The organism is Trichocoleus sp. ST-U1 (genome assembly GCF_039961835.1).
Classification (GTDB): domain Bacteria; phylum Cyanobacteriota; class Cyanobacteriia; order Cyanobacteriales; family FACHB-T130; genus FACHB-T130.
In genome coordinates this window covers 14,862-38,017 of sequence record NZ_JAMPJZ010000020.1, presented here as the reverse complement: position 1 = coordinate 38,017, position 23,156 = coordinate 14,862, and the positions used below count along the sequence as shown (strand labels likewise).

Below are 23,156 nucleotides of genomic sequence, written 5' to 3'. Positions count from 1 at the left end.
AAAGCTGAGAGTAGAGATATCAAATTCTTGATCTGACCATGACAGCTGAGTTTTTTCCGACCCAAGTGACTATCGAGGATCTAGTTGCTCAGATATTCGTCTCCCGCCGGATTACTCCTGTGAACCAGTACCAGCTGCAAACTGTCCTGCTCACTAAAGATTGGCTGGATGAAGAAGAACAAACCATGCTCAATCGGCTATTTTATGGTGTCCGTCATGGTTTACTGAAACTAGGGGAATGAATCGAAGATATTGGTCAAAAAGCTGCTAAGAAACGGCATACGCTTTGCGATCGCTCAAAAAACAAACTGCGAAGACGCTGTATAGCCCGAAGGAAGTCTTAAGAGGAATCAGGAGAGGTTGTCAGCAAGTAAATCTTGTAAGAATTTCTGACCTGCTTGATCGAGATCGCCATCTAAGGAGAAGGTTAGGCTGCGGAGCCGAAATTCATCATTTTGGGAGTCCAGCACTTCATTCAAGCGTTTCGGGTAGATCAAAACCGCTTCGTTACACTTGGTCGCCATCGCATAGCTTCTCATCTGGTGAATATCAGCGATCTCCACTTTGTCAGGCGCTTTATATTTTGTATCCAGCACATAACGTATTGCACCAGTCGAGCGATCGCATAGTATCAGGTCAATAGGACACCGCTGATTTTGGCCAATTGTTACTGGATATTGCTGCTTGAGGACAAAACCTAATGGCGTGTTTTCCTTGAGCCATTCAGCAACGAACAGTTCATACAGTTTCGCCATATCAACTAAAAAGGGTAACATCGTGCGATCGCCCCTTTCATGGGTTGCCCCACAGTTGTCTAGAAAGAACCGGCATAGGGCGTGTAATAACCGATAATCTTCATTCAAACGGTTATAACGTCGTCCAATACAATCTTCTGCGCTATAGGATTTAAGCGTTATACTTCCCTGGAGGGCATGATAAGCTTGTCGTACCTTTGGCAACACTCTTTCTGAACACAACCCACTGCGACCAATAATAAAAAGTGTCCAAGCAAGAATCTGATTTTCTTCAATATCAGCGGTGTGTTCTTCGTAGTGACATTTAAGTTTGACATCCCAAGGCTTCTGGATAGTTTGCCGCACATCCAATCGTCCCCGAACATACGCAAGCTGACCTATTTTTGGTAAGTATGCCCGATAAAATCCCTTTCTCCCACGATCTAGAACTCGTTGAGATAGAACATAAGCCAGACGACTATAAAATTCTTCTAGAGCTTGGCAGTCAATCAGACCATCCAGAAAGCGAAAACTATTCAGATGGTAGGCATATTCCAGCATCCCAAAGAGATTTTTGATTATTACCTTTGGCTGTAGCTTAATCCCCAGTTCTTTCGTCAAGGGAATGTAGCCTACCCATCCATTAGCTTTGAGCTGCCACTTGTCACCCGTTTTATAGTTTGGAAACTCTACATCTACTTTGTTTTTGTAGTTTTGATATAACTGCACTGCTGCTGATTCTGGTATCTCGTTACGAGCCAACCGCTTCGGTTCGTATTCAATCAGCTCAATAATTCTTGGTTGCGCTGGGTTCATAGAGATAGCTCTTTCTTGATTCCATCCCAGCGAAACTCATCCACTTTTTTCAGGTTGTCAAAGAAATACTCTTCAAGATATGGCTCAATTTCCATAAGCCAAATATCTTGTATATCTTCAGGCAGGTTTTCTGTCAAAAAGAAAGATATCCCGATTTCGTAGTGTTTGTCTGCGATCGCGTTATTCAATCGCTTCAGCACGTCAATTAATTTATCCACATTAAAACTCGTTTTCTTTTCGTGATAGCGCCGCAGTACCTCATAGTTTGGACGGAGTTCGATGAATGCAAATCGGCGGCGTAGTGCATGATCTACAAGAGCAATAGAACGATCTGCGGTGTTCATCGTGCCAATGATACGGACATTAGGGGGAATGCGAAAGGTATTACCACCAGCGAGGGGAATTTCTTTGTCGCGATATTCTAACAAATACATCAACTCCCCAAAAACCTGAGCCAGATTCGCACGGTTAATTTCATCGATAATAAGAACACATAGACCTTGGCAAGACTCTGCCTTTTTACAAAATTCCAGAAAGCGACCTGGAACTAGCGAATATTTCAATTGTCCATCTTGACTTTGTGGACGGATACCTTGAATGAAGTCTTCATAGGTATACGCCGGATGAAATTGTACAAGTTCCGAGAAACCATAACCTCCGCCGATTAAGTGTTGGGCGATTTTCTGTGCGATAAATGTTTTTCCTGTTCCGGGGGAACCATATATAATTGCTTGTTTTTTGCGTTCAATGGCTCGTACCCAGCCGGTTAGTTCTGCTTGATCAAGACCAGTATCTTCGGCACATTGGCAGAGGGTATATTCTGGTTGCAACTCCACTTCTTCTAAATCAGAAGTAAATTCAACAACCTCACTAGCTAATGAGGTTTCCTGAGCAAGGAAGCCGTATTTCTTAATTGTCACTAGCCACAGAGAAAACATATCGAATAAGTCATCGTCCCTGAGAGCTGGCACACCAGGATAGTGCATCTCTGTTGCTAATTTTTTAATCAGCTTATGTCCTGTAAAGTTGGCGGCTGGATAGTCTGTCAGTTTTTGTCCATAAGATGTATTGGCGAAGTAGTTAATGACCTGCCGTGATTTATTGTTGATCAATAGAAAGTCATCTGGTCGCAATGCGTTAAGAATGGGTGTGAGCATTCCCATCTGAAACCCTTTGGAGTAAGGCAGTTCGGTGAACTCTTTGCAAGCTGCTGACAACTGCCCTGGCTCATTATTGCAGTGACGGACAAAACTAAAAATTGCCTCAGCAACTTGCGACCAGTCTTCCGACTTTGTCCACTTGGCTGCCTCAAACCATTCTTTTATATCTTTCGTGATAGCTGGAGCAATATGAATCCAAGCGCCTCTTTGACGGTTATTAGCACTGGTTCCGTAAGGCAGCAGCTGAAGTAAGACTGCTTCAGTTACGTTTTCTCTAGACTCGGCAGCAGATGCGATCGCTTCAAAGTTACGACGCCCCTGACGACGCTGCTCATCGTAGGCGGCTATATGACGCAGACCAGGCGGTGTATAGGGATATGAGTTGGCAAATTCCTGAAATAGCCTGACAAATTCATCCCTCTTTTCCGCTATCATGAGGCACTCGCCAACTCTAGATTATTTATTACTTAAAAAATATATTTTACCTTTTTCAGGAATTGTTACTGGCTTTTACTGACCTAGAGATTTAACAATTTCATATTCACTATCTGTCAAATAATGATAACTCTGTGGAGGTCTAAAATCTATCCATTTTTCTCTTAAACGCTCTAAGGAAACTGGTATTTCAAACCGATTGGGCTTTTTTAATAAAATTCCAAATCCTACTGAAGCACCTTCATAATAACTGTCAAACTCTGCTAATGTAATCCCTGCCTTATTCCAAACTTGATTCCAAAGCTCTAAAATTGGTTCTTCAATAATCTTATCGACTGTAAATGAACCTAAGACAGCTTTTTTAGGAGATGAAACATAGACGATAACCAAATCTCCTTTACTCAAGCGAGGACGAACCCGGCGTAGCTCAACTTTTTTTGTCCCGTCGAATATCTTATTCGCGTACTCAGGACGAATTGATAATAACAATATATTAACTTGCATCGGGTTCACCCCTTATCTAACTTTGGGTACCTAGACTATAAAGTTTTACAAAAATTTCAGGTGGAATCCTAAACCGTGACTGAATTGTTGAACGATTTCCTAAGACTTGCTGAACTTTTTCCAATGTTATGGAGCTTGAAAATACTTCTGTGTCACTAAATCTAATAGCAATAATATCATTATTTAAATCATTTTTTGCTAACTGAAAAACTTTTTCCCACTCATACACCCCAAACTTTCTAAATTGCCTAAATAGAGTTTTTGGCTTGCCTATTATAACTTCATCTAGACGGGAACAGGCTCGAATACTTTTTACATTATAATAGCCACGATCATCGCTAACATACCATAAAATTCGTCCCGGCGCTTCCAATCCTCGTAATTTATTTCCAGAGCAATAATATACAGCTTCGCGATTCAAGGCAAGTTCAGTTTTAGCTCCTAATATATACTGATACGCTAATTTATCATCGAATAAGTCCTTTGCCCAATGGGGATCTATAGGAATGATAAGTATAGGAATGTCAGCATCAGTAACTTTTGCTGGCCATAAAAAACGCTCGATCTGTGTCATGGTTTGGTTATCGCTAGTTGAAGTCCCATTATTAAGAACTTCAGCAATTTGACGGCAAAAATCGTACTCTTGACCGAAATTATTAGCTAAATTTACAAGATGTAGTGATAGCTGAGATGCCTTTTCAGAGATTGCTATATTTGCCCTAAGCCATCCATTCTTTACCCGAATAAAAGCATCCTCTTGAATTGCTTTAGTCAAAGTTTCTTCTAAATACGGGTCAGTGATTCTTGTAAATTGACGCTGTTCGCGAGCCGAAACTGATGCAGCTTGAAACAGTAGATGATGTGCAATAGTTGCTGCTAAAGGATTGCTTCCAACCCGAAGTATCGGGATCTCTAATTCATGTATCTTATGTCTGTCATATACAACTAAGGCAACTGGTTGGTTTTCATTCTCTAGAATAACTAAACACTCAAATTTATCTGGTTCAGCAAGAAATCGACGCAAACGCTGCTGGAAGTCCGCTCTAGTTTCATTACAAGACTGAAAATAGTCAGTTAAGATATTTTGTTGCCCAATCTGCACGCGGTTTTGTTTTAACAAAGTACCTGCTAAACGGACAGGCTGATATTCAGGTTTTCTGCGAAGCTCGTCTAGTTGAATAATTAAATTGTTAGGGTGAATGATTGATAATCTAAAATGGTCATATAGTTCATCCCCTATATCCAAAATATGAATATCACGAGTAACGAAAATATGGAAATCTGATGCAATGGTTCTAGCTATATGAAGCAATTCAAATTCATCTATACCAATCGCTTTCTTTGAAAATAAATTTGATAAAGACTTATAAACAGTATCCAGCTTTTGAGTTGGGCAAGGCAAGCGAGTGAATTTTTTTGCAAAGCTATGTTGATGCTTCCTTTTATCAATGTTAGTAATTGTATTGATTTTATTAAAGATTGCATCAGTCAAGCATAAATCTAATTCAGTGTGTAACCAATCGGCTAATAATGCTTTAGATTCTTCATTATTGATATTTTCAGGATCGTACAAATCAAAAAAAATGTTAGTATCGATAACCACACATAATTTTTCTTCGCGTTGACGAGTAGCAGCGTTAGAAAATAGATTTGAATGACCATGATCTAGCCACCAATAGGTTAACTCCTTACCTGGAGTTTTAGCTGGCTTATCATATTGAGGAACAAACCCTAATTTAGACCACGTATTGTCTAATTTATAATCACGGCGACAGGTTAAGCCAATGCCACTATATTGTTGAGTAATTTTGATTAGGTAATCAACAAGTTTTCTAGCCACTCCCTTACGTCGATGTGATGGATCAAGACACAGATGAATGATGGTTATCCGATCGTACAAACGCGAATATCCATATAACAGATAGCCAATACACGCTGCTTGAGGATCGAGAGCTACAATGATTTGGCGACGAGCCGCGTGTTCACAAAAAGCACCTTTTCGGAAAAAACTTAGAGTTGCTTTATTGGCATCCCCTAGCTCTATGACTGTTTGCAGATGCGGAGAGTTTTCGTCAATCACTTTAATCATCACTTGTATATTTTCTGTCACTTTTTTTCTGCTACCTTAAGTTACTGCTGTGACTCATTTCAGATTTATCGACGACTTAGTGGTCGGTGTGGAAGGGCGATCGCTTTTTAATTAACGAACCGCGAAGACGCTAAGAGCGCGTTGGCGAAGCCTGCGCGAAGCGCTTAGGAAGAGTTAAGAAGAGAGGATGATGCGTTTGATGCCTTCTTTGAGGATGGGAACGTTGAAGTTAATTAGTAAGCCTAGTTGGCAACCAGTTACTTTCATGTAGGAAATAACTTGGGCAGAATGAAGAGAAGTTAAGGAATCAACTGCCTTTAATTCCACAACTAGAATATCGCCAACCAGAAAATCTAAGACATTCTCGCCAACCGTATAACCCTTATATTTCACTGGGACTGGCTTCTGAGGCTGACAAGGTATCCCGCGCAACCTAAATTCCACCTCTAACGCCTGCTGATAAACCTTCTCCAAAAACCCCGGCCCTAACACCCGATGCACCTCAATCGCCGCACCAATCGCATCATAAGCCAACCGCTCCACCTCCCCATCTAACTGCCTCATCATCCTTCTTTCTTCCTCCTTCTTCTTTTCTCTTCCTAAGCGCTTCGCGCAGGCTTCGCCAACGCGCTCTTTGCGTCTTCGCGGTTCATTCTCTCTTTCCCTTCCCTACCGTATGGCAAAATTTATGTAAAGCCGTCTTCATTTATTCTTCCCAGCATGACCGCAACAATCCCCGCCCTCGCCAGCCAATACGACCCCACTACGACAGAAACCAAGTGGCAGAAGTTCTGGGAAGAAAACCAAGTCTTCAAAGCCGACCCCAATCATCCAGGCGAACCTTACTGCATCGTCATTCCGCCGCCCAATGTCACGGGTAGCTTGCACATGGGACACGCCTTTGAGAGTTCCCTAATTGACACCCTCGTGCGCTACCACCGGATGAAAGGACGCAACACTCTGTGGGTACCGGGAACCGACCACGCCAGTATCGCAGTGAACGCCGTACTGGAAAAACAACTGAAGGCAGAAGGAAAAACTCGCCATGAGGTGGGACGCGAGAAGTTTTTAGAACGGGCTTGGCAGTGGAAAACCGAATCTGAGGGAACCATTGTTAATCAGCTGCGGCGTTTGGGCGTCTCGGTAGATTGGACGCGGGAACGCTTCACGATGGATGAAGGCTTATCCAAAGCCGTGTTGGAAGCTTTTATCCAAATGTATGAGGAAGGACTCATTTATCGCGGCAATTATCTGGTGAACTGGTGTCCCGCGAGTCAATCTGCCGTGTCTGACTTGGAGGTAGATAATCAAGAAGTTAACGGGCATCTGTGGCACTTCCGCTATCCCCTCACGGATGGCAGCGGCTATGTGGAAGTAGCGACGACTCGACCGGAAACGATGCTGGGCGATACAGGGGTGGCGGTGAATCCCAACGATGACCGCTACAAACATTTGATTGGGAAGACGCTGACGCTGCCAATTATGGGGCGAGAAATTCCGATTATTGGCGATGAATTGGTCGATCCGGCTTTCGGGACGGGTTGCGTGAAGGTGACACCCGCCCATGACCCCAATGACTTTGAAATGGGTCAGCGTCACTCTTTGCCGTTTATCAACATCATGAATAAGGACGGCTCCTTAAACGAAAACGCTGGAGAATTTCAGGGGCAAGACCGCTTTGTTGCCCGGAAGAATGTGGTGCAGCGACTGGAAGCAGACGGCGTTCTGGTGAAAGTAGAGGAGTATAAGCATAAGGTTCCTTATAGCGATCGCGGGAAAGTCCCGGTCGAACCCCTCCTCTCAACTCAGTGGTTTGTCAAAATTCGCCCTCTCGCTGACCGGGCGCTAGGGTTTCTGGACGATCGGAATTCACCGGAGTTTGTCCCAGAACGCTGGACGAAGGTTTATCGCGACTGGCTAGTAAAACTAAAAGATTGGTGTATTTCTCGCCAACTGTGGTGGGGACATCAAATCCCAGCTTGGTATGCGGTGAGTGAAACAGGCGACGCAATTACCGACGAAACGCCGTTTGTTGTCGCCCGTACCGAGGCAGAGGCACGGGAGAAGGCATTTGCACAATTTGGGGAAAATGTCAAGTTAGAACAAGATCCAGATGTTCTCGATACCTGGTTCTCTTCTGGTTTGTGGCCTTTTTCGACGCTGGGTTGGCCCGAACAGACGCCGGATTTAACAACCTATTACCCCACCACAACCCTCGTGACAGGCTTTGACATCATCTTCTTCTGGGTTGCCAGAATGACGATGATGGCGGGGCATTTTACGGGACAAATGCCTTTCCAGGACGTTTACATCCACGGCTTAGTGCTGGATGAGAACGGCAAGAAAATGTCTAAATCTGCCAACAATGGCATCGATCCGCTATTGCTGATTGACAAATACGGCACCGATGCCCTGCGCTACACCTTAATTAAAGAAGTGGCTGGGGCGGGCCAAGATATCCGGATGGAGTACAACCGCAAGACCGATGAATCGGCTTCGGTTGAAGCTAGCCGCAATTTCACGAACAAATTGTGGAATGCTGCCCGGTTTGTGATGATGAATCTGGATGGCAAGACGCCGCAACAATTGGGGAACCCCACCCCAACCCTCCCCGTTAACGGGGAGGGGGAAACAAAAAGTACCGGGGGGGATCTCGAACTCTGCGATCGCTGGATTCTCTCCCGCTACCATCAAGTAGTGCAGCAAACCGGCGACTACATCAACAACTATGGTCTTGGTGAAGCCGCTAAGGGACTGTATGAATTCTTTTGGGGCGATTTTTGCGACTGGTACATCGAATTGGTCAAATCTCGCCTGCGCCCGGATGCCCCCGCCGCCTCGCGGTTGGTTGCTCAGCAAACTCTCGCTTATGTGCTAGAAGGGATTCTAAAATTACTCCATCCTTTCATGCCACACATTACCGAGGAAATCTGGCAGACGCTGACTCAGGCGGGCGAAGGCAAAACCTTGGCGTTGCAATCTTATCCCAAACCCGATTCGGCACTCATTAACCCGGATTTAGAGCAACAATTTGAGCTGCTGATTGGCACAATTCGGACGATTCGCAACTTACGGGCAGAAGCAGATATTAAGCCTGGGGTGAAGGTGTCAGCAATCTTGCAGACTGAAAGCGATCGCGAACGGCATATCCTCTTGGCTGGGCAGTCTTATATTCAAGACTTGGCGAAGGTGGAAGAATTAACCATCCCCGGAACAGCCGAAACCCATCCGCTAACTTCATCTGCTGAAACACCCAATCAGGTGGCGTCTGCCAAGGAAAAAGGCAACTTTCAAATCAGCCCAATTTTCTTGCCATTTTTACTGTTGCTGCCCTTGCTCTTTTTGGTGGGCATTGGTGTAATTGCGGTGGCAACAGTGGTCAAACAAATTCTCGGAAGCCGTGTCTCAGAAGCCAAACAAGTTGGTGCTACCAATCCTCCATCCACTGTCCCTCCCTCAGAATCGGCGAGTAATGTACAAGCAGATACGCCACAAGCGATCGCAGGTGTTGTGGGTACGGTGCAAGTTTCGATTCCCCTCGCCGGTGTTGTCGATGTGGATGCTCTGCGTGGCAAGCTAGAGAAAAATTTGAACAAAGTTGAAGCAGAAGCAAAAGCCCTTTCGGGGCGTTTGAGCAATGCCAAATTTGTGGATAAAGCCCCCGCTGATGTCGTTAAGGGAGCGCGGGACACCCTTGCCGAAGCCGAGAAACAAGCAGAAATTCTGCGCGAACGACTGGCGCGGCTGTAGAAGCGATCGCGTAGGGGTAAAGATTATCTCGCCCCTACGAATCCCAAGCTGGGTTACGCTCTCCTCCTATAGAAGGAAGAAGAAAAGGGTTGTTTAAAATAAAATACGCCCGTAAAGTTAGGGTGCCCAGTTTTATTCATTTAAAGACAAAATAGCAATGCGATATTTTGCCGAAGTGCAAAAAAATGAATCGTCAGGCAGTATGGAACTGCGAATCCTAGCTGAGCAAACCTCTGACAATATCTGGGCAGTGGTGGAGAAGGCATCTGTCGTTCCCGCCGCTGAGATTCCATCCTTAAGCGAAGGTTTGTTGGTTCTGGCAGACCTTGGCGAGAATCAGCAGATTCTAAGTATTCACGAAGCCAAAAACTGGGTTTTGGATTTAGTGCAGCAGTACCTGACAAGTAGCATTACTCCCGCTTTTTTGCAGCAGGAAGCCGAACGTGCTGAACACTGGCGGCAAGACCTTACTTTACAAAGTCAGGAATTAGCTCGCAAAAATTTGGAAATGGAAGCGCGTCGCGAACAAATTCAAACTTTAGAACAAGAACTCGAACAGAAGAAGAAGCAACTAGAAGCCTTAGAAGCAGACCTAAAAAAAAGAGGTAGTAACTAGAGGGAACGTCGCATCAGGGGACGTTTGCAACTTTTGGCAATACTTCTGGGATAAGAACCCTAAACCCCAAACCCCACCCCTTACAAGGAAAGGGTGGGGCAGAGGTGAGAAACGAATTACTCACGTTAAGACATTATCGTTGGCAACCCTTGGCGACGGCTTGGGGAGAAGCACGCCGGTGGTGGTTCGTTGCGGCTCCCCTAACAGCACCACAGAGCAAGCGAGATGTTGAACCAGCTGGGTCGTGATATCGCTAACTTCCAGACCGCCCGCAGTGCGGTATCGTAGCGATCGCAATACAATCAAATCAAACGAACGAGCTGTATTAAGAATCGCTTGCGCCACATTCTCATGCTTAATCACTTCAATCTCAAAGTTCGTCTCCGGTGCCCACTTCGAGGCTAAAAGAGACAGTTGCGATCGCGTCCACGCTACCTTAGCTGCCGAAGTTCTAGCATTGCAGACGTGTAACAACGTTACCTGAGCTTGATTGGAATCGGCTAGAATTTTCGCAAACCGTAACGGTTGCGTCCCTTGCCCCGTCAAGTTTTCCACCGGCACCAAAATGCGGTGAAAATTCATAGGCGAATCCAAGAGGCGTGTCACCACAACTGGACAATGGGACGCCCACAGCACGCTATCAATCACATTGCCAAACAAACGCGCCCTGAAGCCCGTCCGTTTGCCCCAGCCCATCACAATTAAACTCGCTTTTTGTTCGCGGCTAGCGCGGCTAATTCCGCGAGCAATGTCGTCATCTAGGCGCAGCAACGGCTCGGTTTTCACACCCAGTTCCCCAGCCAGTTCCGTGGCTCGCTCAAGTAGCATCTCACTGCGTTGGAACGCAGCTTCCATCTGCGGTGCGTCCATCTGAGCATTGGTTGTCGTAATCGCTAAAGGCACAATTCGTCCAGCTTCATGCCGCGCCAATAGCGCTGCCATTTCCATCAAATACTTCTCAGTTTGCGGATTGTAGACGGGTACAACTACTGTAAAAGGATGGCTTGCCGATGCCTTTTCCCCATCCAGTCGAGTTTTATCGCTCTCTAGTGGCTCAGCTTCCGTTACGGTTAATCCGGGTGCGAACTGACTGGTAATCAACGGTCCTAGCGTTGCCGTCACCAGCATTAAGACAATAACGCTGTTTAAAACCTCTTCCGTTAGTAGTCCAACCCGGTAGCCGACGAGAGTAGCAGCCAGCGTTGCCGCAACCTGGGGCAGCGACAGCGACCACATCACGAGCATCTCGCGCCAGTTGTAGCGGTAGACAAATTTAGCCAACAGAGCCGCTAAAAACTTACTACCAATCAAACCCACTACAATCGCTAGCGTCAGCCAGATAGAACTGAGCGTTTTAATAAATGCTGGGATATCAATCAGTAGCCCCATATCCACAAAGAAAATGGGGATAAACAGGACGCTTCCGACAAAAACCACCTTTTCTTTTACTTGCCCTTCCCCCACAACATCATTCACCGCCAGACCGGCAAGGAAAGCTCCGACAATTTTTTCCACACCGATTAGCTGGGCACCCAACGATGCGAGAAATAGTGCCAAGAGTACAAATAAAAATTGATTGCCTTCTTCTTGCCCAGTGCGCCGGAAAAACTCTCGACCCACCCAGTCAAAGCCAAACAAAATGACGGCAGAGTAGACAATCAAAGAACCAAAAAGGGTGAGTAGCTTCACAACCGTGAAGTCACCCCCATGAATTCCCACACAAACAGCCAATACCAGTAGAGCGCCAACATCAGTGAAGATGGTCGCTCCAATTGTCACCGTGACGGCTTCGTTCCCTACAACGCCGAGACGGCTCACAATCGGGTAAGCCAAGAGAGTATGGGAGGCAAACAGAGAGCCAATCAAAATGGAAGCGTTCCAGTCAAAGTTGAATACACGCCCCACGATTGTTCCCATAATTAGGGGCACTAAAAAGGTAAACGTGCCAAAACCGGCAGAGCGATGCTTCGTTTTGCGGAACTGTTCAATGTCAACTTCTAGCCCTGCCACAAACATCAGGTAAACTAACCCGATATCTGATAGCAGCTTCATCGTCTCTGATTCTTTCTGAAGCAGCTGCAACCCATTAGGCCCAAGAACCACTCCCGCTACCAGCAAACCAACCAGTCCTGGCAGTCGCAGCCGCTCAAAAAGGATGGGCACGGTCAAGATGACTACTAGCAAAAGAGCGAAGGGAACAATTGGTTCCTCTCGGAACACATGCAAAATCGGTTCCATAAACAGCGGCTTGGAGATGAGTTTGAAGCGATGCTTGCAAAAGTCAGCGATGCTGACTTTTGAAAACATGGTGGTATCACTGGAGACATCCTACAGAAAAACCGTTTTTTGCGCCCTACCCTAAAGAAATAGGGGTGCTGGGTGCAGTAGATGAATATATTTTGGATCTACGGGGTGCCCCAATGGAAGTAGAGTTACAGAAGTTTTTGCGCCCTAAGCGCGAAGGACGGATATTTTGAGGACAAGACACCTTTAATTTTTAGGCGTTAAGTTTCTAGGGCATCCGCTGCCTATAAACGGATTTGGCTCAAAATATACCTCAAGCGGTCGTAGTCGTCCTTGAGAAGGACGCTGAGGGTTCGTCCTGCCTGCACCAACCAGTCACGGTCAGCCTTGCGTAGTTGATAAATTTCTCGAATCGCTGCTGCAATCAGCGCCTCCACCGGCGCACCCATGACCTGCAATAAGGTTCTTAAGAAATCCATCTGTTCGCTGAAGTGAACAATTTCCTCCGGTTCGCACTGGTAAACCGCTTGATGAATTTGCGGCGGACGAGGAGGCAGGTACTGATAAATCGTTCCACCAAGTCGCTTAGAACCATTGACCCCTTGATGGGTGGCTTCAAACCCAACAATAGCGGCGCGGAACTCGGTTTTCAGCATGGCAAATATTTGGGGTTGCTGCTCTCGCAGTTCCTGCAATGATAGCCCCAAGGCTCTTGCGCGGTGAATGGAATCAATGGGACTGGTCGCCGCATGATAAACAACAGCAAAGACGAGATTTCCCGACTCTTCATCCGTAGCTTTGACCCAACTGCCAAAGGCTGGCATGACAGGAAAGCTCAAGTCTTCTGGATCGAGACACTGTGCCAGGAATTCAGTCGTTGCCGTCTCAATCACCTCAGCAATATGGTTGGCGGGGCGATCGCCTGTGGCAAACTGTGGCAGGGGAAGTCGCATATTTTTGGTAATGGATAATCGGTAATGGGTAATCGGTAATTAGTCGTTCATGTTTCTTTAGGTAAAAACCATGAACTTTGAAGCATGACTAATTACCAATTACTTTTTTCCAATCTTATTTTGCTTTTTTGCGACCTGCTGTTGTCTCTGCAAGTTCTAATTCTGATAGTTGGAAGGTGACGAGTTTATCCCAATTTCCCCCTTCAAATAGGACTGCTGCCTTTCCCTCGCCAACCCGTTGGACTAGCCCTTTATAGCCGTAGTAGATATCGTTAGTGTTCTTTACTTGAACAACCGCTCCAGGCAGAATCATGATTTTTTCTCGGTTAAGTTTTCATTTATTAGCTTAATAGCAGTTAGCTGTCATTCGTCATAGGTCAAACCAGCGACCTATAACGAATGACAAAAAGCTAAAACTTCAATCGGTGTCGATAATTTGCTACAGACTCTACAATCCCCAGCGCCAAAAAATTCTTCAACATCGCCGAACGACCATAACTAACCCAGGGAAGGGGAATGCCGGTTACGGGTGCAAGTCCCATCGTCATGCCTAGGTTAACGACCACCTGAAACACAATCATCGATAAGACGCCAATTGCTAATAAAGATCCAAAGTTGTCTTTGGCATTTTGGGCAATAATCACCAAGCGCAGGCAGATCAACCAAAAGATAAATAGTAGAAAGAAACTGCCTGCAAGTCCGAATTCTTCACCAATGGCAGAGAAAATGAAGTCAGTGTGCTGTTCCGGAATAAAGTTAAGTTGGGTTTGGGTTCCCTTGTGAAGCCCTCGTCCCCAAAGTTCGCCTGCACCAATGGCAATACGAGATTGGATCAGGTGGTATCCGCCGCCGAGGGGGTCTAGATCCGGGTTAAGGAACAAAATCAATCTGTCTTTTTGATAGTCTTTCAAAACTCCCCAGAAGATTTGCCCTAACTCGCCTCCCACCAAGTTGACGACAATCGCTCCAATGGCACCCGACAAAGGCCACGGTAAGGTGCGCCAACCAATAATGCCCATGATTGCCGTCCAGATGAACCATCCGGGCATAAATACGTTAAACAAGATAGCTGAAATCACTGGAGAAGCTAGGAGTATTAGCCAGCCGGGATTGGCATTCCCCCAGTAGAGCATACCCAGCACGATCGCTCCAAACACCAAGGAGGTTCCCAGGTCCGGCTGCAAAAATACTAAAATCCAGGGAACCCCAGTCACCGCTAAAGCTCTCAAAACAGCGGGAATCGTGGAGGCGGGTCGAGCATGTAGAATAGCAGCCAGGGTGATTATCACCCCTAATTTGGCAAATTCAGAGGGTTGAATGTTAAAGTCGCCGATAGTAATCCATCTTTGGGCACCTTTGGCGCTGGTACCAATAATCATCACCGCGATCAGGGACAAGTTGGTAATGCCATAAAGAATCCAGTGCCACTGGAGCAGGTTCTCGTAACGCGATCGCGCGATAAACATCGCCAATATCAGCCCAATGAGGCCCACCAGCCAGTGCCACCACCAGTCGGTCAATCCCTGGTTAAGTTCGGCACTGCGGATCATCACACCTCCAAAAATGGTGAGTCCAACAATCAGTCCCAATAGCAGCCAATCTACCTCTTGCCAAGGGGAGAGCAGCGATCGCCAGCGAAAACCAGTTAGTGACTTATGCAACATTGCTAAACAATTAAAAATTAAAAGTTAAAAATTAAAAAGGCAAATTTTTTACTTTACCTTTTTAATTTTTCTTAAGTTAAGGCAGCGACAGAAACTTTGCCCGCGATCGCTTGAGCGATCGCCATCAGCGCTTTCGCAGAAGCCGACTCTGGATCGGCAACCACAATCGGCACTCCTGCATCGCCCCCCTCTCGGACGGGCATTTCTAGCGGTACGCAGCCCAGCAACGGTACGCCGAGTTCTTGCGCCATCTTTTCACCGCCTCCAGAGCCAAAAATGTCATACTGCTTGTCGGGCATATCCGGCGGAATAAAATAACTCATATTTTCCACCATTCCCAACACGGATACTCCCAACTGCTGGAACATCTTCAAGCCCTTACGCGAATCCAACAAAGCCACCGTCTGCGGCGTCGTTACAATGACTACCCCAGCCATTGGCACCGCTTGCGCTAGCGTTAACTGGGCATCTCCAGTGCCGGGGGGCATATCTACAATCAAATAATCCAGTTCCCCCCACTGTACTTGGTAGAGAAACTGGCGAATAATTCCATTCAGCATCGGACCCCGCCAGATCACCGGCTGATCCTTGTCAATCAAAAACCCCATTGAAACTAATTTGACGCCGTAGTTAAAAGCCGGTTCCAACTCTTCACCATTGGCACCTTGCCGCACGCTTATCTTGGCGTCTGACAATCCCAGCATTGTCGGGTCATTAGGCCCGTAAATATCCGCATCAATCAGACCGACTTTAGCTCCTAAATGTGCTAAAGCCACTGCCACATTCACCGCTACAGTACTTTTGCCCACACCGCCCTTGCCACTAGAAATCGCGATGATATTCTTTACACCAGCAATTCCGGCGCGATCCGGAAGCGACTTTTGTTGGGGTGTCTCAGCGGTGACATCTACCACGACATCTGTCACTTCTGGCAAATTTTTCTTGAGTGCCTGTTCGCACTCTTCCACGATGAACTGGCGTAGTGGACAGGCAGGTGTCGTCAGCACCAGAGTGAAGCTGACTTTTCCGGAGTCAATTTGCACATTGCGAATCATGTTCAACTCGACCAAACTCTTGCGGAGTTCGGGATCTTGCACGGGTCGCAATACTTCTAAAACTGAGCTGGCATCGAGCATAACTAGGTTACTTGCATTCCTTATCCCAGATATTGCACCTGGGACAAAACGATCGGGGTTCTCTCTCTTCAAGTATCTTAACGGTTTGTTTGACGCGATCGCGCTATGCAGTTCAGGGTCTAAATTTAGATTGTTAATTGGTAATTACTAATTAATAACTCCCTCTGTTTGCCTCTCCCCCTCTCCTGAAACCTGTATTCTCGCTCCTCACTCCTCAGTCCCTCAGCCCTCAGCCCTCAGCCCTCAGCCCTCAGTCCTCAGTCCTCAGTCCTCAGTCCTCTCTAGTTTCTAGCCTTGAGCTTGTAAACCCACCTGTTCGGCAGCTTGGGCTAATTCAGTGGCAACACGAGCTGAGTAAGACCCAATCATCCACCAAATTAAAGGTGACAACCAACCGCGCAACGTCACTGAATAAGATACATACGTGCCGCAGACCGTCGATTCTACCTGGTACGTCACCCGTTTCTCAACTCCTGGGATTGCCAGCATTCTCACACTGAGTAACTCACAGGGACGGACACGCTCAACAAAAACCCGGATGGGAATAGGTAGCCAGCGCGTGACTACCTTGTAAATCAATCCCGGTTTGGCAATCAACCCGCTGGGGACATTGGTGCTGGCAAGTAGAGGATGCCAGGATACATCGCCAATATTGATTAATTTTTGCCAGAGGACATCCACCGAAGCAGAACTAACGGCGCGGTAAGTCCGAACCAGGGAAAACTTAAAGGAAAAACCCTCTCGACCAGCGATAAACTTTAAGGAAAAATTGAGAATCACAACACTCCTCCTCGCACCAAGTCTTCAAGGGAACTTATTACTTTAATCCCTGGGATCATTAGGTAGCATCCCCCTGTAGGATATTTCGATAGCCTGTAGACGCTTTATTCAACTTGCTGCTTGGGTTCAGCAGACCCGATTTAAGATAGGCTGTAAGTTCCCCTGCGATCGCATAGAGTTGAGTGCTTTGACCCGATCAAAGCGGCTCACCCTCACCCCGAAAAGCAAGCTGACGTGGTACAAGCGATCGCGCCCGTACAAGCCGGTATCCTGGGTGAACTCAGGCGAACTTCCATCCCGATTTATTCAATTCAATACCTTTTTTCTTTCCCAACCGCTTTTGTGAACAATATTGACTTGAGATTATGACAGCTTTTCAGACGGACGTAACTACTTCTGCTAAGGTTTTGCCCCCAGATGACTCGAAAGCTAGGGTCAGCCAGTTTATGCAGCAGCTGCAAGACCAAATCTGCGAAGGTTTGGAACAACTGGATGGAGTTGGGAAATTTCAACAAGATGCCTGGGAACGAGAAGAAGGCGGCGGCGGTCGTTCCCGCGTCCTCCGCGAGGGCGCAGTTTTTGAACAGGGTGGCGTTAATTTTTCTGAAGTCTGGGGTCAACAGTTACCTCCGTCGATTCTGGCGCAACGCCCGGAGGCGGCTGGGCACGGCTTTTATGCGACTGGCACCTCAATGGTCTTGCATCCGCGCAATCCCTACGTCCCGACGGTTCACCTCAATTATCGCTACTTTGAGGCAGGGCCAGTTTGGTGGTTTGGCGGTGGGATCGATTTAACCCCTTACTACCCATTTGCGGAAGATGTCGCCCAATTTCACCGCACTTTAAAGCAAGCCTGTGATGCCCACCACCCAGAGTACTACCCCACGTTTAAACTTTGGTGCGATGAATATTTTTATCTGAAGCACCGCCAAGAAACGCGGGGCGTTGGAGGACTCTTCTTTGACTATCAAGATGGTCAAGGAGCTTTGTATCGCGGCCCGCACGCCGATGGACCAGCAGCTGTTTACAGCAACCAAGTGGGTACGCCAGAACCTCGCAACTGGGAAGATTTGTTCGCTTTTGTGCAGCATTGCGGTCAGACATTTTTACCGGCTTACGTTCCCATTGCCGAGCGGCGGCAAAAAATGGAATATAGCGATCGCCAGCGGAATTTCCAGCTTTATCGTCGCGGTCGCTATGTGGAATTTAACCTCGTCTACGACCGAGGCACCATTTTTGGTCTTCAGACGAACGGGCGCACTGAGTCAATTTTGATGTCTTTACCGCCTCTAGTTCGCTGGGAATATGGCTATCAACCCGAACCGAACACCCCAGAAGCCGAGCTATATGAAACTTTCTTAAAGCCACAAGATTGGGCAAACTGGACACCTCTCTCGGAATCGCCGGTCTGAGTTAGACTACGGGAAAAATCCCGCTCTCATCGCACCCGGTTGATATACTTGCCCATCTTTAGAGGTGAGTGTCCGTGCTTCACATCGACCAGAAAACATACACGACCCAAAACGGCACGAAGATTATCGTTTTGACACCAACAGGACGGCTGGATATCACCACAGCTTTGCAATTTCGCGTGAAATTACAAGAGAGTCTTTATACACTCAGTCGTCATGTGGTCGTAAATCTTGGGAGAGTGAATTTCATTGATAGTTCTGGTCTCACCTCATTGGTGGCAGGGATGCGAGATGCGGACAAGGTAAACGGGAGTTTCCGCCTTTGCAATCTGCTTCCAGCCGCCAAGGTGGTGCTGGAAATCACCATGATGGATTCGGTATTGGAAATCTACGAGAACTGTAACGACTGCTTCAACCCCCCGGATGCCCCTGGAACCATCTTCTCCCCTAAAAGAGGAGGCGATCCCTTTTTTCCGGATATTGAAGCAGAGTTGTGAGTAACACTGGAATCTTCTACCTGTATGATTCTGAGTGCTATCTTAGTGGGCGATCGCGCCAATCCAGTCTGCTAGAAGCCGAATTTAATGTAATTTTTTTCAAGCTTTGCTTTAAGATTAGGCGAGCTGAATTTTTGGTAGCTCTAATCTCTAAGTTAGAGTTAGACTACTGAAAGCTCAAATCATGGGAGCAATCGTAGTAAAATGCGGCTCCTATCTAGATATTAAATATAGACGGAGCTTCCGGAGCAAGGAGGTCTTGGTGATTCATATCGATCAGAGAACACATACGACTCAAGACGGGACGACAGTCATCGTCTTAGCCCCCACTGGACGCCTGGATATTACAACCGCATGGCAGTTTCGTCTGAAGTTGCAGGAATGTATTTCCAAACTCAGTCGCCACGTAGTTGTGAATCTCGGTCAAGTTAATTTTATTGACAGCTCTGGTCTAACATCCTTGGTGGCAGGAATGCGAGATGCTGACAAAGTAAAAGGCAGTTTCCGCATATGTAACGTCCATCCAGAGGCAAAACTCGTTTTTGAAGTCACCATGATGGATTCGGTGTTTGAAATTTTTGAAACCGAGGAAGAGGCTCTTGAAGGAGTGCCTCGCAGCATGGTCAGCTAAATTATTCATGAGTTATGCAGTCAATCGTCCTTAACTAAGGACAAAAGATTTCAAATTGCTAGCTCAGCGGAAAAATCTTCGCGCTTAGTGAAAATATAGGGGCCAAGCAGTGCCCCCCAGATGGCTCTGCCTGTTTGGGGGTCAATTCCCTTGTCATAGCTTCTAAATTCTTGATGCCGCGCCTCAAACCCTAAAGAAACCTGGTAAGTTTCTTCTTGATAGGTAAAACAGCAGGGGGCATCAGTCGCGGGTGCGGTAGAAAAGTTATAGGTATTTTGAGCTAAGGGTTGCTGAATGACGGCGAGGGTACAGCCGGGGAGAAGTTCCATCTGTTCTGGTGTAAGCGTCTTCAGCAAGGCTGGATTTTGACCGGCACCTCTGACCCGATCGGGATCTTTCAGCATATAGTATTGCACCATCAGCGAGGCTTGAGAGGTGTCGCTGTGGCGCAGGCGCAGAATCCGAGGACGATAGGGACGATCCAGTTGCAGGATGTTCGCTTGCTCTGCAAACAGGGTGAGGCTATCTTCTGCAAACAGCGGTACGGGTCGCAGCCAAAGGCGGAGGTTTACGTACCAAGCGGGTTCTCTTGTCGCTTGTTCTGAATTCTCAAATTCTCCAGCTATATATTGAGCCAGGAGCGTTAGTTCAGGAGAAAAAGTCATTGGGAATGGCTAATCGATAATGGGTAATCAGCAATCGGAATTTAGGATAAGGAAGGCGTATCTCTAACTTCTAAGACCCTTTTCCCAATTACCAATGAATAATTTCTGCGATCCCCGGCATTGTATCGCCGGGAGTCTCTACAAGACATTGCCTTGGCAAAGGTGTCCAAAAGCTGTGACAATGAGTTTACATCGCCCTCAAACTTAAAATTTTCCGGTGAATAACGTCCGCACTGTATCAGACACCAAAAGAACTTTCTATACCCTACACACCCGCCCCATTAACTCCATCTACCGGCGGGTGGTAGAAGAGTTGATGGTGGAAATGCACTTGCTTTCGGTCAATGTGGACTTTCGCTACGACCCCATTTATGCATTGGGCGTGGTGACATCCTTTAACCGCTTCATGCAAGGCTATCGACCAGAACGAGATAAAGAACCGATTTTTGAAGCCCTCTGTCGAGCAGTCGAGAACGAGCCGCAACAGTACAAGCAGGATGCCCAGCGGCTGGAAGAATTAGCCATGCGTCTGGGTGGGAAGGATATCGTTGCCTGGTTAAACCCAACGGCTCCTAGTCACGGCGCTGATGACTTGCACGCTGCTGTGCAGGCGATCGCTAACAATTCTCCGTTTAAGTACAGCCGTTTGTTTGCGATTGGTTTATTTACGCTGCTGGAAGTAGCAGATTCCGATTTGGTAAAAGACGAAAAGCAGCGGATTGAGGCGCTCAAGCAAATCTGTAATGCCTTAAACCTGCCAGAAGATAAATTACTCAAAGACCTAGAGCTGTATCGCAGCAATTTGGAGAAAATGGCTCAAATGCAGCTGGCTATGGAAGATATGCTAAAAGCAGATCGAAAAAAACGCGAGCAACGTGGGGATAAAGGGGTTGTGGTGGCTCCTCCCAATAGTTCTCCAGAATCAAGCGTTGCTCCAGGCACTTCTCAAGACTAGGCAACTTGTGTTGAAGCTGAGAAAGCCTTCCGTATGATAGCGATCGCTCATCCGATTCCCTTTTGATGGGCTAAACATCCGTAAGTGGTAATGGGTCTTTAGTCATTTGCCAATAGTCATTAGCAACAAACTAATGACTATTGGCAACTGATTTAAGGGTTCGCTTTCTTGAGCTTTGTAGATTACCAACTGCTCTCCAGAAATGAATTTCGGTTTGGCATCTCGGCGGTAAAAATGCAGCCTCCCTTCGCAGCACTTCTCCCAGCTTTCCGAGATATGCACCAAGTTGAAAGATTAGCCCGGAACTTGACTTCCGGGCTGGTTTGGCAGCTGACTCAGAAGGCGGTAAGATAGGAGTTCCCGTACATATCCGCGTCTGCGATCGTCAGCATCTGTGGATGCTTTCGCCAAAGAGAGCTATTGGTTACACCCAGATACTGCCGATGTAGCCTTAAACCAACGCTTCTAGGCGCTGGATAAGTTGTGGGGCTGTCAGCACACCCTCAATGCGCTCAACTACCTGACTATTTTTAAATAAAACCAACGTTGGTAGGGCGTGAATTTGATATTGGCTCGCCAAGTTTGGATATTTATCCGTATCAATTTTTACAACCTGTAACCGTTCGTTCATCTGGGCGCTTACCTGCTCCAGAATCGGGACCATCATCTGACAAGGACCGCACCAAGTCGCGTAAAAATCCACCAACACTGGCTTTTCAGACCCAGACAGTAACTCTTGGAAATTGTTGAACTGCTTTTTAGTTGCCATGCGATCAAAGTGTTTTCTGCTCTTTCACGACAATCGTAATCTTTTGGCGTATTGATTCGTTCAGTCCGAGGTACGAATCGACCTAAGATCGTTAGCGCAGTTAAATAACCGCGTTCATAACGGATCGAGAGGAATTTATTGATGGAAGCATTGCCAGAGAGCCAGCAAAGATTGCGCGGACAGGTTGCCATCGTTACCGGCGCTTCACGAGGAATTGGTCGAGCGATCGCCCTAGAATTGGCATCTGAGGGAGCCAGTGTAGCGATTAACTATGCCAGTTCTAGTGGAGCAGCCGAAGAAGTCGTGAGTGAAATTACCGCAGCAGGCGGTAGTGCGATCGCCCTCCAAGCAGACGTATCCAAAGCCGATCAAGTAGACGCCCTCCTGAACACCGTGATGGAGAAGTGGAAGCGCGTTGATGTCTTGGTGAATAATGCTGGAATTACCCGCGATACCCTGTTGTTGCGGATGAAGCCGGAAGATTGGCAAGCCGTGATTGACCTTAACCTCACTGGCGTCTTTTTGTGTACGCGAGCTATCAGTAAGGTGATGCTGAAGCAACGCTCCGGGCGCATTATTAATATTTCATCCGTTGCCGGTCAGATGGGCAACCCCGGTCAGGCAAACTACAGCGCTGCCAAAGCGGGAGTGATTGGGTTTACGAAAACCGTCGCCAAAGAACTCGCCACTCGCGGCATTACAGTCAATGCTGTTGCCCCTGGATTTATCGCCACCGATATGACGAGCAATATCAAATCAGAGGAAATCTTAAAATTTATCCCCCTCGGTCGTTACGGTCAACCAGAGGAGGTTGCTGGTTTAGTTCGATTCCTAGCCGCCGATCCGGCTGCCGCCTATATCACGGGTCAAACGCTCAATGTGGACGGCGGTATGGTGATGGCATAGCGACCATAGCGGCAGAGGACTGTGAGCGTAGTGACGCTCTCCTCGCGGTCGGAGTGGGAAAGAGAGAGGCCGACAAAGAATAACATCCATCACTGCTTACTATGGAGTTAGTCTTGCTCCCTGCGAGGGAAACTATGCGAATTTCTTTTGAACGGACTGGCGGCTTTGCTGGGATGCGCCTGACAAAAGTTTTTGACACTACGACTCTGCCTGCAAATGAAGCAAATCAGCTGCGCCTCCTGATTGACGCAGCTGATTTCTTTGATTTGCCTGCCGCGATCGCTTCCAACACTCCCCAACCCGACCGCTTTCAGTACAAGCTAACGGTGGAAGAAAACACTCAGCAACATACTGTTTTAGTGAGTGAATCCGCCGTACCTGGAAACTTAAGACCGCTGCTGGAATGGCTGATGGCAGCTGCACGCAGAAATTAAAAATGA

25 protein-coding genes are annotated in these 23,156 nt (G+C 47.0%); 12 read left to right on the top strand and 13 right to left on the bottom strand.

Annotated elements, in window-relative coordinates; translation table 11 throughout:
- Positions 1-38 precede the first annotated feature (38 nt).
- Positions 39-242 carry a hypothetical protein gene (locus NDA06_RS10120; RefSeq protein WP_190411686.1) on the top strand — a complete coding sequence of 68 codons (204 nt, stop codon included), beginning with the start codon at positions 39-41 and terminating at the stop codon, positions 240-242.
- A gap of 108 nt (positions 243-350) precedes the next feature.
- On the opposite strand, the gene NDA06_RS10115 is transcribed toward NDA06_RS10120, so the two are convergent.
- The 5 genes from NDA06_RS10115 to NDA06_RS10095 form a co-directional block, all read right to left on the bottom strand.
- Positions 351-1,550, bottom strand: a complete 1,200-nt coding sequence (locus tag NDA06_RS10115; RefSeq protein WP_190984772.1) for a restriction endonuclease — start codon at positions 1,548-1,550, stop codon at positions 351-353.
- Positions 1,547-3,145: an AAA family ATPase gene (locus NDA06_RS10110; protein WP_190984771.1), complete on the bottom strand. Its 1,599-nt coding sequence runs from the start codon at positions 3,143-3,145 to the stop codon at positions 1,547-1,549. Before NDA06_RS10110 ends, NDA06_RS10115 begins: the two co-directional genes overlap by 4 nt.
- 75 nt (positions 3,146-3,220) lie before the next feature.
- Complete coding sequence (locus NDA06_RS10105) at positions 3,221-3,649, bottom strand: ASCH domain-containing protein (RefSeq protein ID WP_190984770.1); 429 nt, start codon at positions 3,647-3,649, stop codon at positions 3,221-3,223.
- A 16-nt stretch (positions 3,650-3,665) separates the two neighbouring features.
- Entirely contained in the window at positions 3,666-5,759 is a 2,094-nt protein-coding gene (locus NDA06_RS10100) for a GNAT family N-acetyltransferase (protein ID WP_190984769.1), read from the bottom strand.
- Between the two features lie 153 nt (positions 5,760-5,912).
- Positions 5,913-6,302, bottom strand: a complete 390-nt coding sequence (locus NDA06_RS10095) for a GxxExxY protein (RefSeq protein ID WP_190984796.1) — start codon at positions 6,300-6,302, stop codon at positions 5,913-5,915.
- A 156-nt stretch (positions 6,303-6,458) separates the two neighbouring features.
- On the opposite strand from NDA06_RS10095, the gene NDA06_RS10090 reads away from it, so the two are divergent.
- On the top strand, positions 6,459-9,488 hold the full coding sequence (locus tag NDA06_RS10090; protein WP_190984768.1) for a valine--tRNA ligase: 3,030 nt from the start codon (positions 6,459-6,461) through the stop codon (positions 9,486-9,488).
- 157 nt (positions 9,489-9,645) lie between these two features.
- Positions 9,646-10,104: a hypothetical protein gene (locus NDA06_RS10085; protein ID WP_190432352.1), complete on the top strand. Its 459-nt coding sequence runs from the start codon at positions 9,646-9,648 to the stop codon at positions 10,102-10,104.
- A 120-nt stretch (positions 10,105-10,224) separates the two neighbouring features.
- Here NDA06_RS10085 and NDA06_RS10080 read toward each other — a convergent pair whose 3' ends face one another.
- Complete coding sequence (locus tag NDA06_RS10080) at positions 10,225-12,342, bottom strand: cation:proton antiporter (RefSeq protein WP_190425425.1); 2,118 nt, start codon at positions 12,340-12,342, stop codon at positions 10,225-10,227.
- Positions 12,343-12,401: 59 nt separating this feature from the next.
- On the opposite strand from NDA06_RS10080, the gene NDA06_RS10075 reads away from it, so the two are divergent.
- A complete protein-coding gene (locus NDA06_RS10075) occupies positions 12,402-12,581 on the top strand; it encodes a hypothetical protein (protein ID WP_190411691.1) in 180 nt (59 codons plus the stop codon).
- Positions 12,582-12,632: 51 nt separating this feature from the next.
- Here NDA06_RS10075 and NDA06_RS10070 read toward each other — a convergent pair whose 3' ends face one another.
- From NDA06_RS10070 to NDA06_RS10050, 5 genes are all read right to left on the bottom strand, one after another.
- Positions 12,633-13,301, bottom strand: a complete 669-nt coding sequence (locus tag NDA06_RS10070; protein ID WP_190411692.1) for an HAS-barrel domain-containing protein — start codon at positions 13,299-13,301, stop codon at positions 12,633-12,635.
- Positions 13,302-13,416: 115 nt separating this feature from the next.
- Positions 13,417-13,614, bottom strand: a complete 198-nt coding sequence (locus tag NDA06_RS10065) for an NAD(P)H dehydrogenase subunit NdhS (RefSeq protein WP_190411693.1) — start codon at positions 13,612-13,614, stop codon at positions 13,417-13,419.
- Between the two features lie 97 nt (positions 13,615-13,711).
- Entirely contained in the window at positions 13,712-14,965 is a 1,254-nt protein-coding gene (gene rodA, locus NDA06_RS10060; RefSeq protein ID WP_190425394.1) for a rod shape-determining protein RodA, read from the bottom strand.
- A gap of 71 nt (positions 14,966-15,036) precedes the next feature.
- On the bottom strand, positions 15,037-16,101 hold the full coding sequence (locus NDA06_RS10055; protein WP_190425392.1) for an Mrp/NBP35 family ATP-binding protein: 1,065 nt from the start codon (positions 16,099-16,101) through the stop codon (positions 15,037-15,039).
- 288 nt (positions 16,102-16,389) lie between these two features.
- Positions 16,390-16,881: an SRPBCC family protein gene (locus NDA06_RS10050; protein WP_190411696.1), complete on the bottom strand. Its 492-nt coding sequence runs from the start codon at positions 16,879-16,881 to the stop codon at positions 16,390-16,392.
- Positions 16,882-17,068: 187 nt separating this feature from the next.
- Between NDA06_RS10050 and NDA06_RS10045 the strand changes: the two genes are divergently transcribed.
- From NDA06_RS10045 to NDA06_RS10030, 4 genes are all read left to right on the top strand, one after another.
- Complete coding sequence (locus NDA06_RS10045; RefSeq protein ID WP_190411697.1) at positions 17,069-17,227, top strand: hypothetical protein; 159 nt, start codon at positions 17,069-17,071, stop codon at positions 17,225-17,227.
- Positions 17,228-17,246: 19 nt separating this feature from the next.
- Positions 17,247-18,293 carry an oxygen-dependent coproporphyrinogen oxidase gene (hemF, locus tag NDA06_RS10040; protein ID WP_190411698.1) on the top strand — a complete coding sequence of 349 codons (1,047 nt, stop codon included), beginning with the start codon at positions 17,247-17,249 and terminating at the stop codon, positions 18,291-18,293.
- A gap of 74 nt (positions 18,294-18,367) precedes the next feature.
- Positions 18,368-18,790 (top strand): anti-sigma factor antagonist, encoded by a 423-nt coding sequence (locus tag NDA06_RS10035; RefSeq protein WP_190411699.1) that lies wholly within the window; start codon positions 18,368-18,370, stop codon positions 18,788-18,790.
- 262 nt (positions 18,791-19,052) lie between these two features.
- Positions 19,053-19,421: an STAS domain-containing protein gene (locus NDA06_RS10030; protein ID WP_190411700.1), complete on the top strand. Its 369-nt coding sequence runs from the start codon at positions 19,053-19,055 to the stop codon at positions 19,419-19,421.
- Between the two features lie 50 nt (positions 19,422-19,471).
- Here NDA06_RS10030 and NDA06_RS10025 read toward each other — a convergent pair whose 3' ends face one another.
- Positions 19,472-20,086, bottom strand: a complete 615-nt coding sequence (locus NDA06_RS10025; protein ID WP_190411701.1) for a chromophore lyase CpcT/CpeT — start codon at positions 20,084-20,086, stop codon at positions 19,472-19,474.
- A gap of 217 nt (positions 20,087-20,303) precedes the next feature.
- On the opposite strand from NDA06_RS10025, the gene psb29 reads away from it, so the two are divergent.
- Positions 20,304-21,041, top strand: a complete 738-nt coding sequence (gene psb29 / locus NDA06_RS10020) for a photosystem II biogenesis protein Psp29 (RefSeq protein WP_190425383.1) — start codon at positions 20,304-20,306, stop codon at positions 21,039-21,041.
- Between the two features lie 168 nt (positions 21,042-21,209).
- Positions 21,210-21,395 carry a hypothetical protein gene (locus tag NDA06_RS10015; RefSeq protein WP_190984767.1) on the top strand — a complete coding sequence of 62 codons (186 nt, stop codon included), beginning with the start codon at positions 21,210-21,212 and terminating at the stop codon, positions 21,393-21,395.
- Positions 21,396-21,492: 97 nt separating this feature from the next.
- On the opposite strand, the gene trxA is transcribed toward NDA06_RS10015, so the two are convergent.
- Complete coding sequence (gene trxA, locus NDA06_RS10010) at positions 21,493-21,810, bottom strand: thioredoxin (protein ID WP_190411703.1); 318 nt, start codon at positions 21,808-21,810, stop codon at positions 21,493-21,495.
- Positions 21,811-21,951: 141 nt separating this feature from the next.
- On the opposite strand from trxA, the gene fabG reads away from it, so the two are divergent.
- Both fabG and NDA06_RS10000 read left to right on the top strand, forming a co-directional pair.
- Positions 21,952-22,716 (top strand): 3-oxoacyl-[acyl-carrier-protein] reductase, encoded by a 765-nt coding sequence (gene fabG / locus NDA06_RS10005; RefSeq protein WP_190411704.1) that lies wholly within the window; start codon positions 21,952-21,954, stop codon positions 22,714-22,716.
- A gap of 134 nt (positions 22,717-22,850) precedes the next feature.
- Positions 22,851-23,150, top strand: coding sequence for a protealysin inhibitor emfourin (locus NDA06_RS10000; protein ID WP_190411705.1), 300 nt, complete (start codon positions 22,851-22,853; stop codon positions 23,148-23,150).
- Positions 23,151-23,156 lie beyond the last annotated feature (6 nt).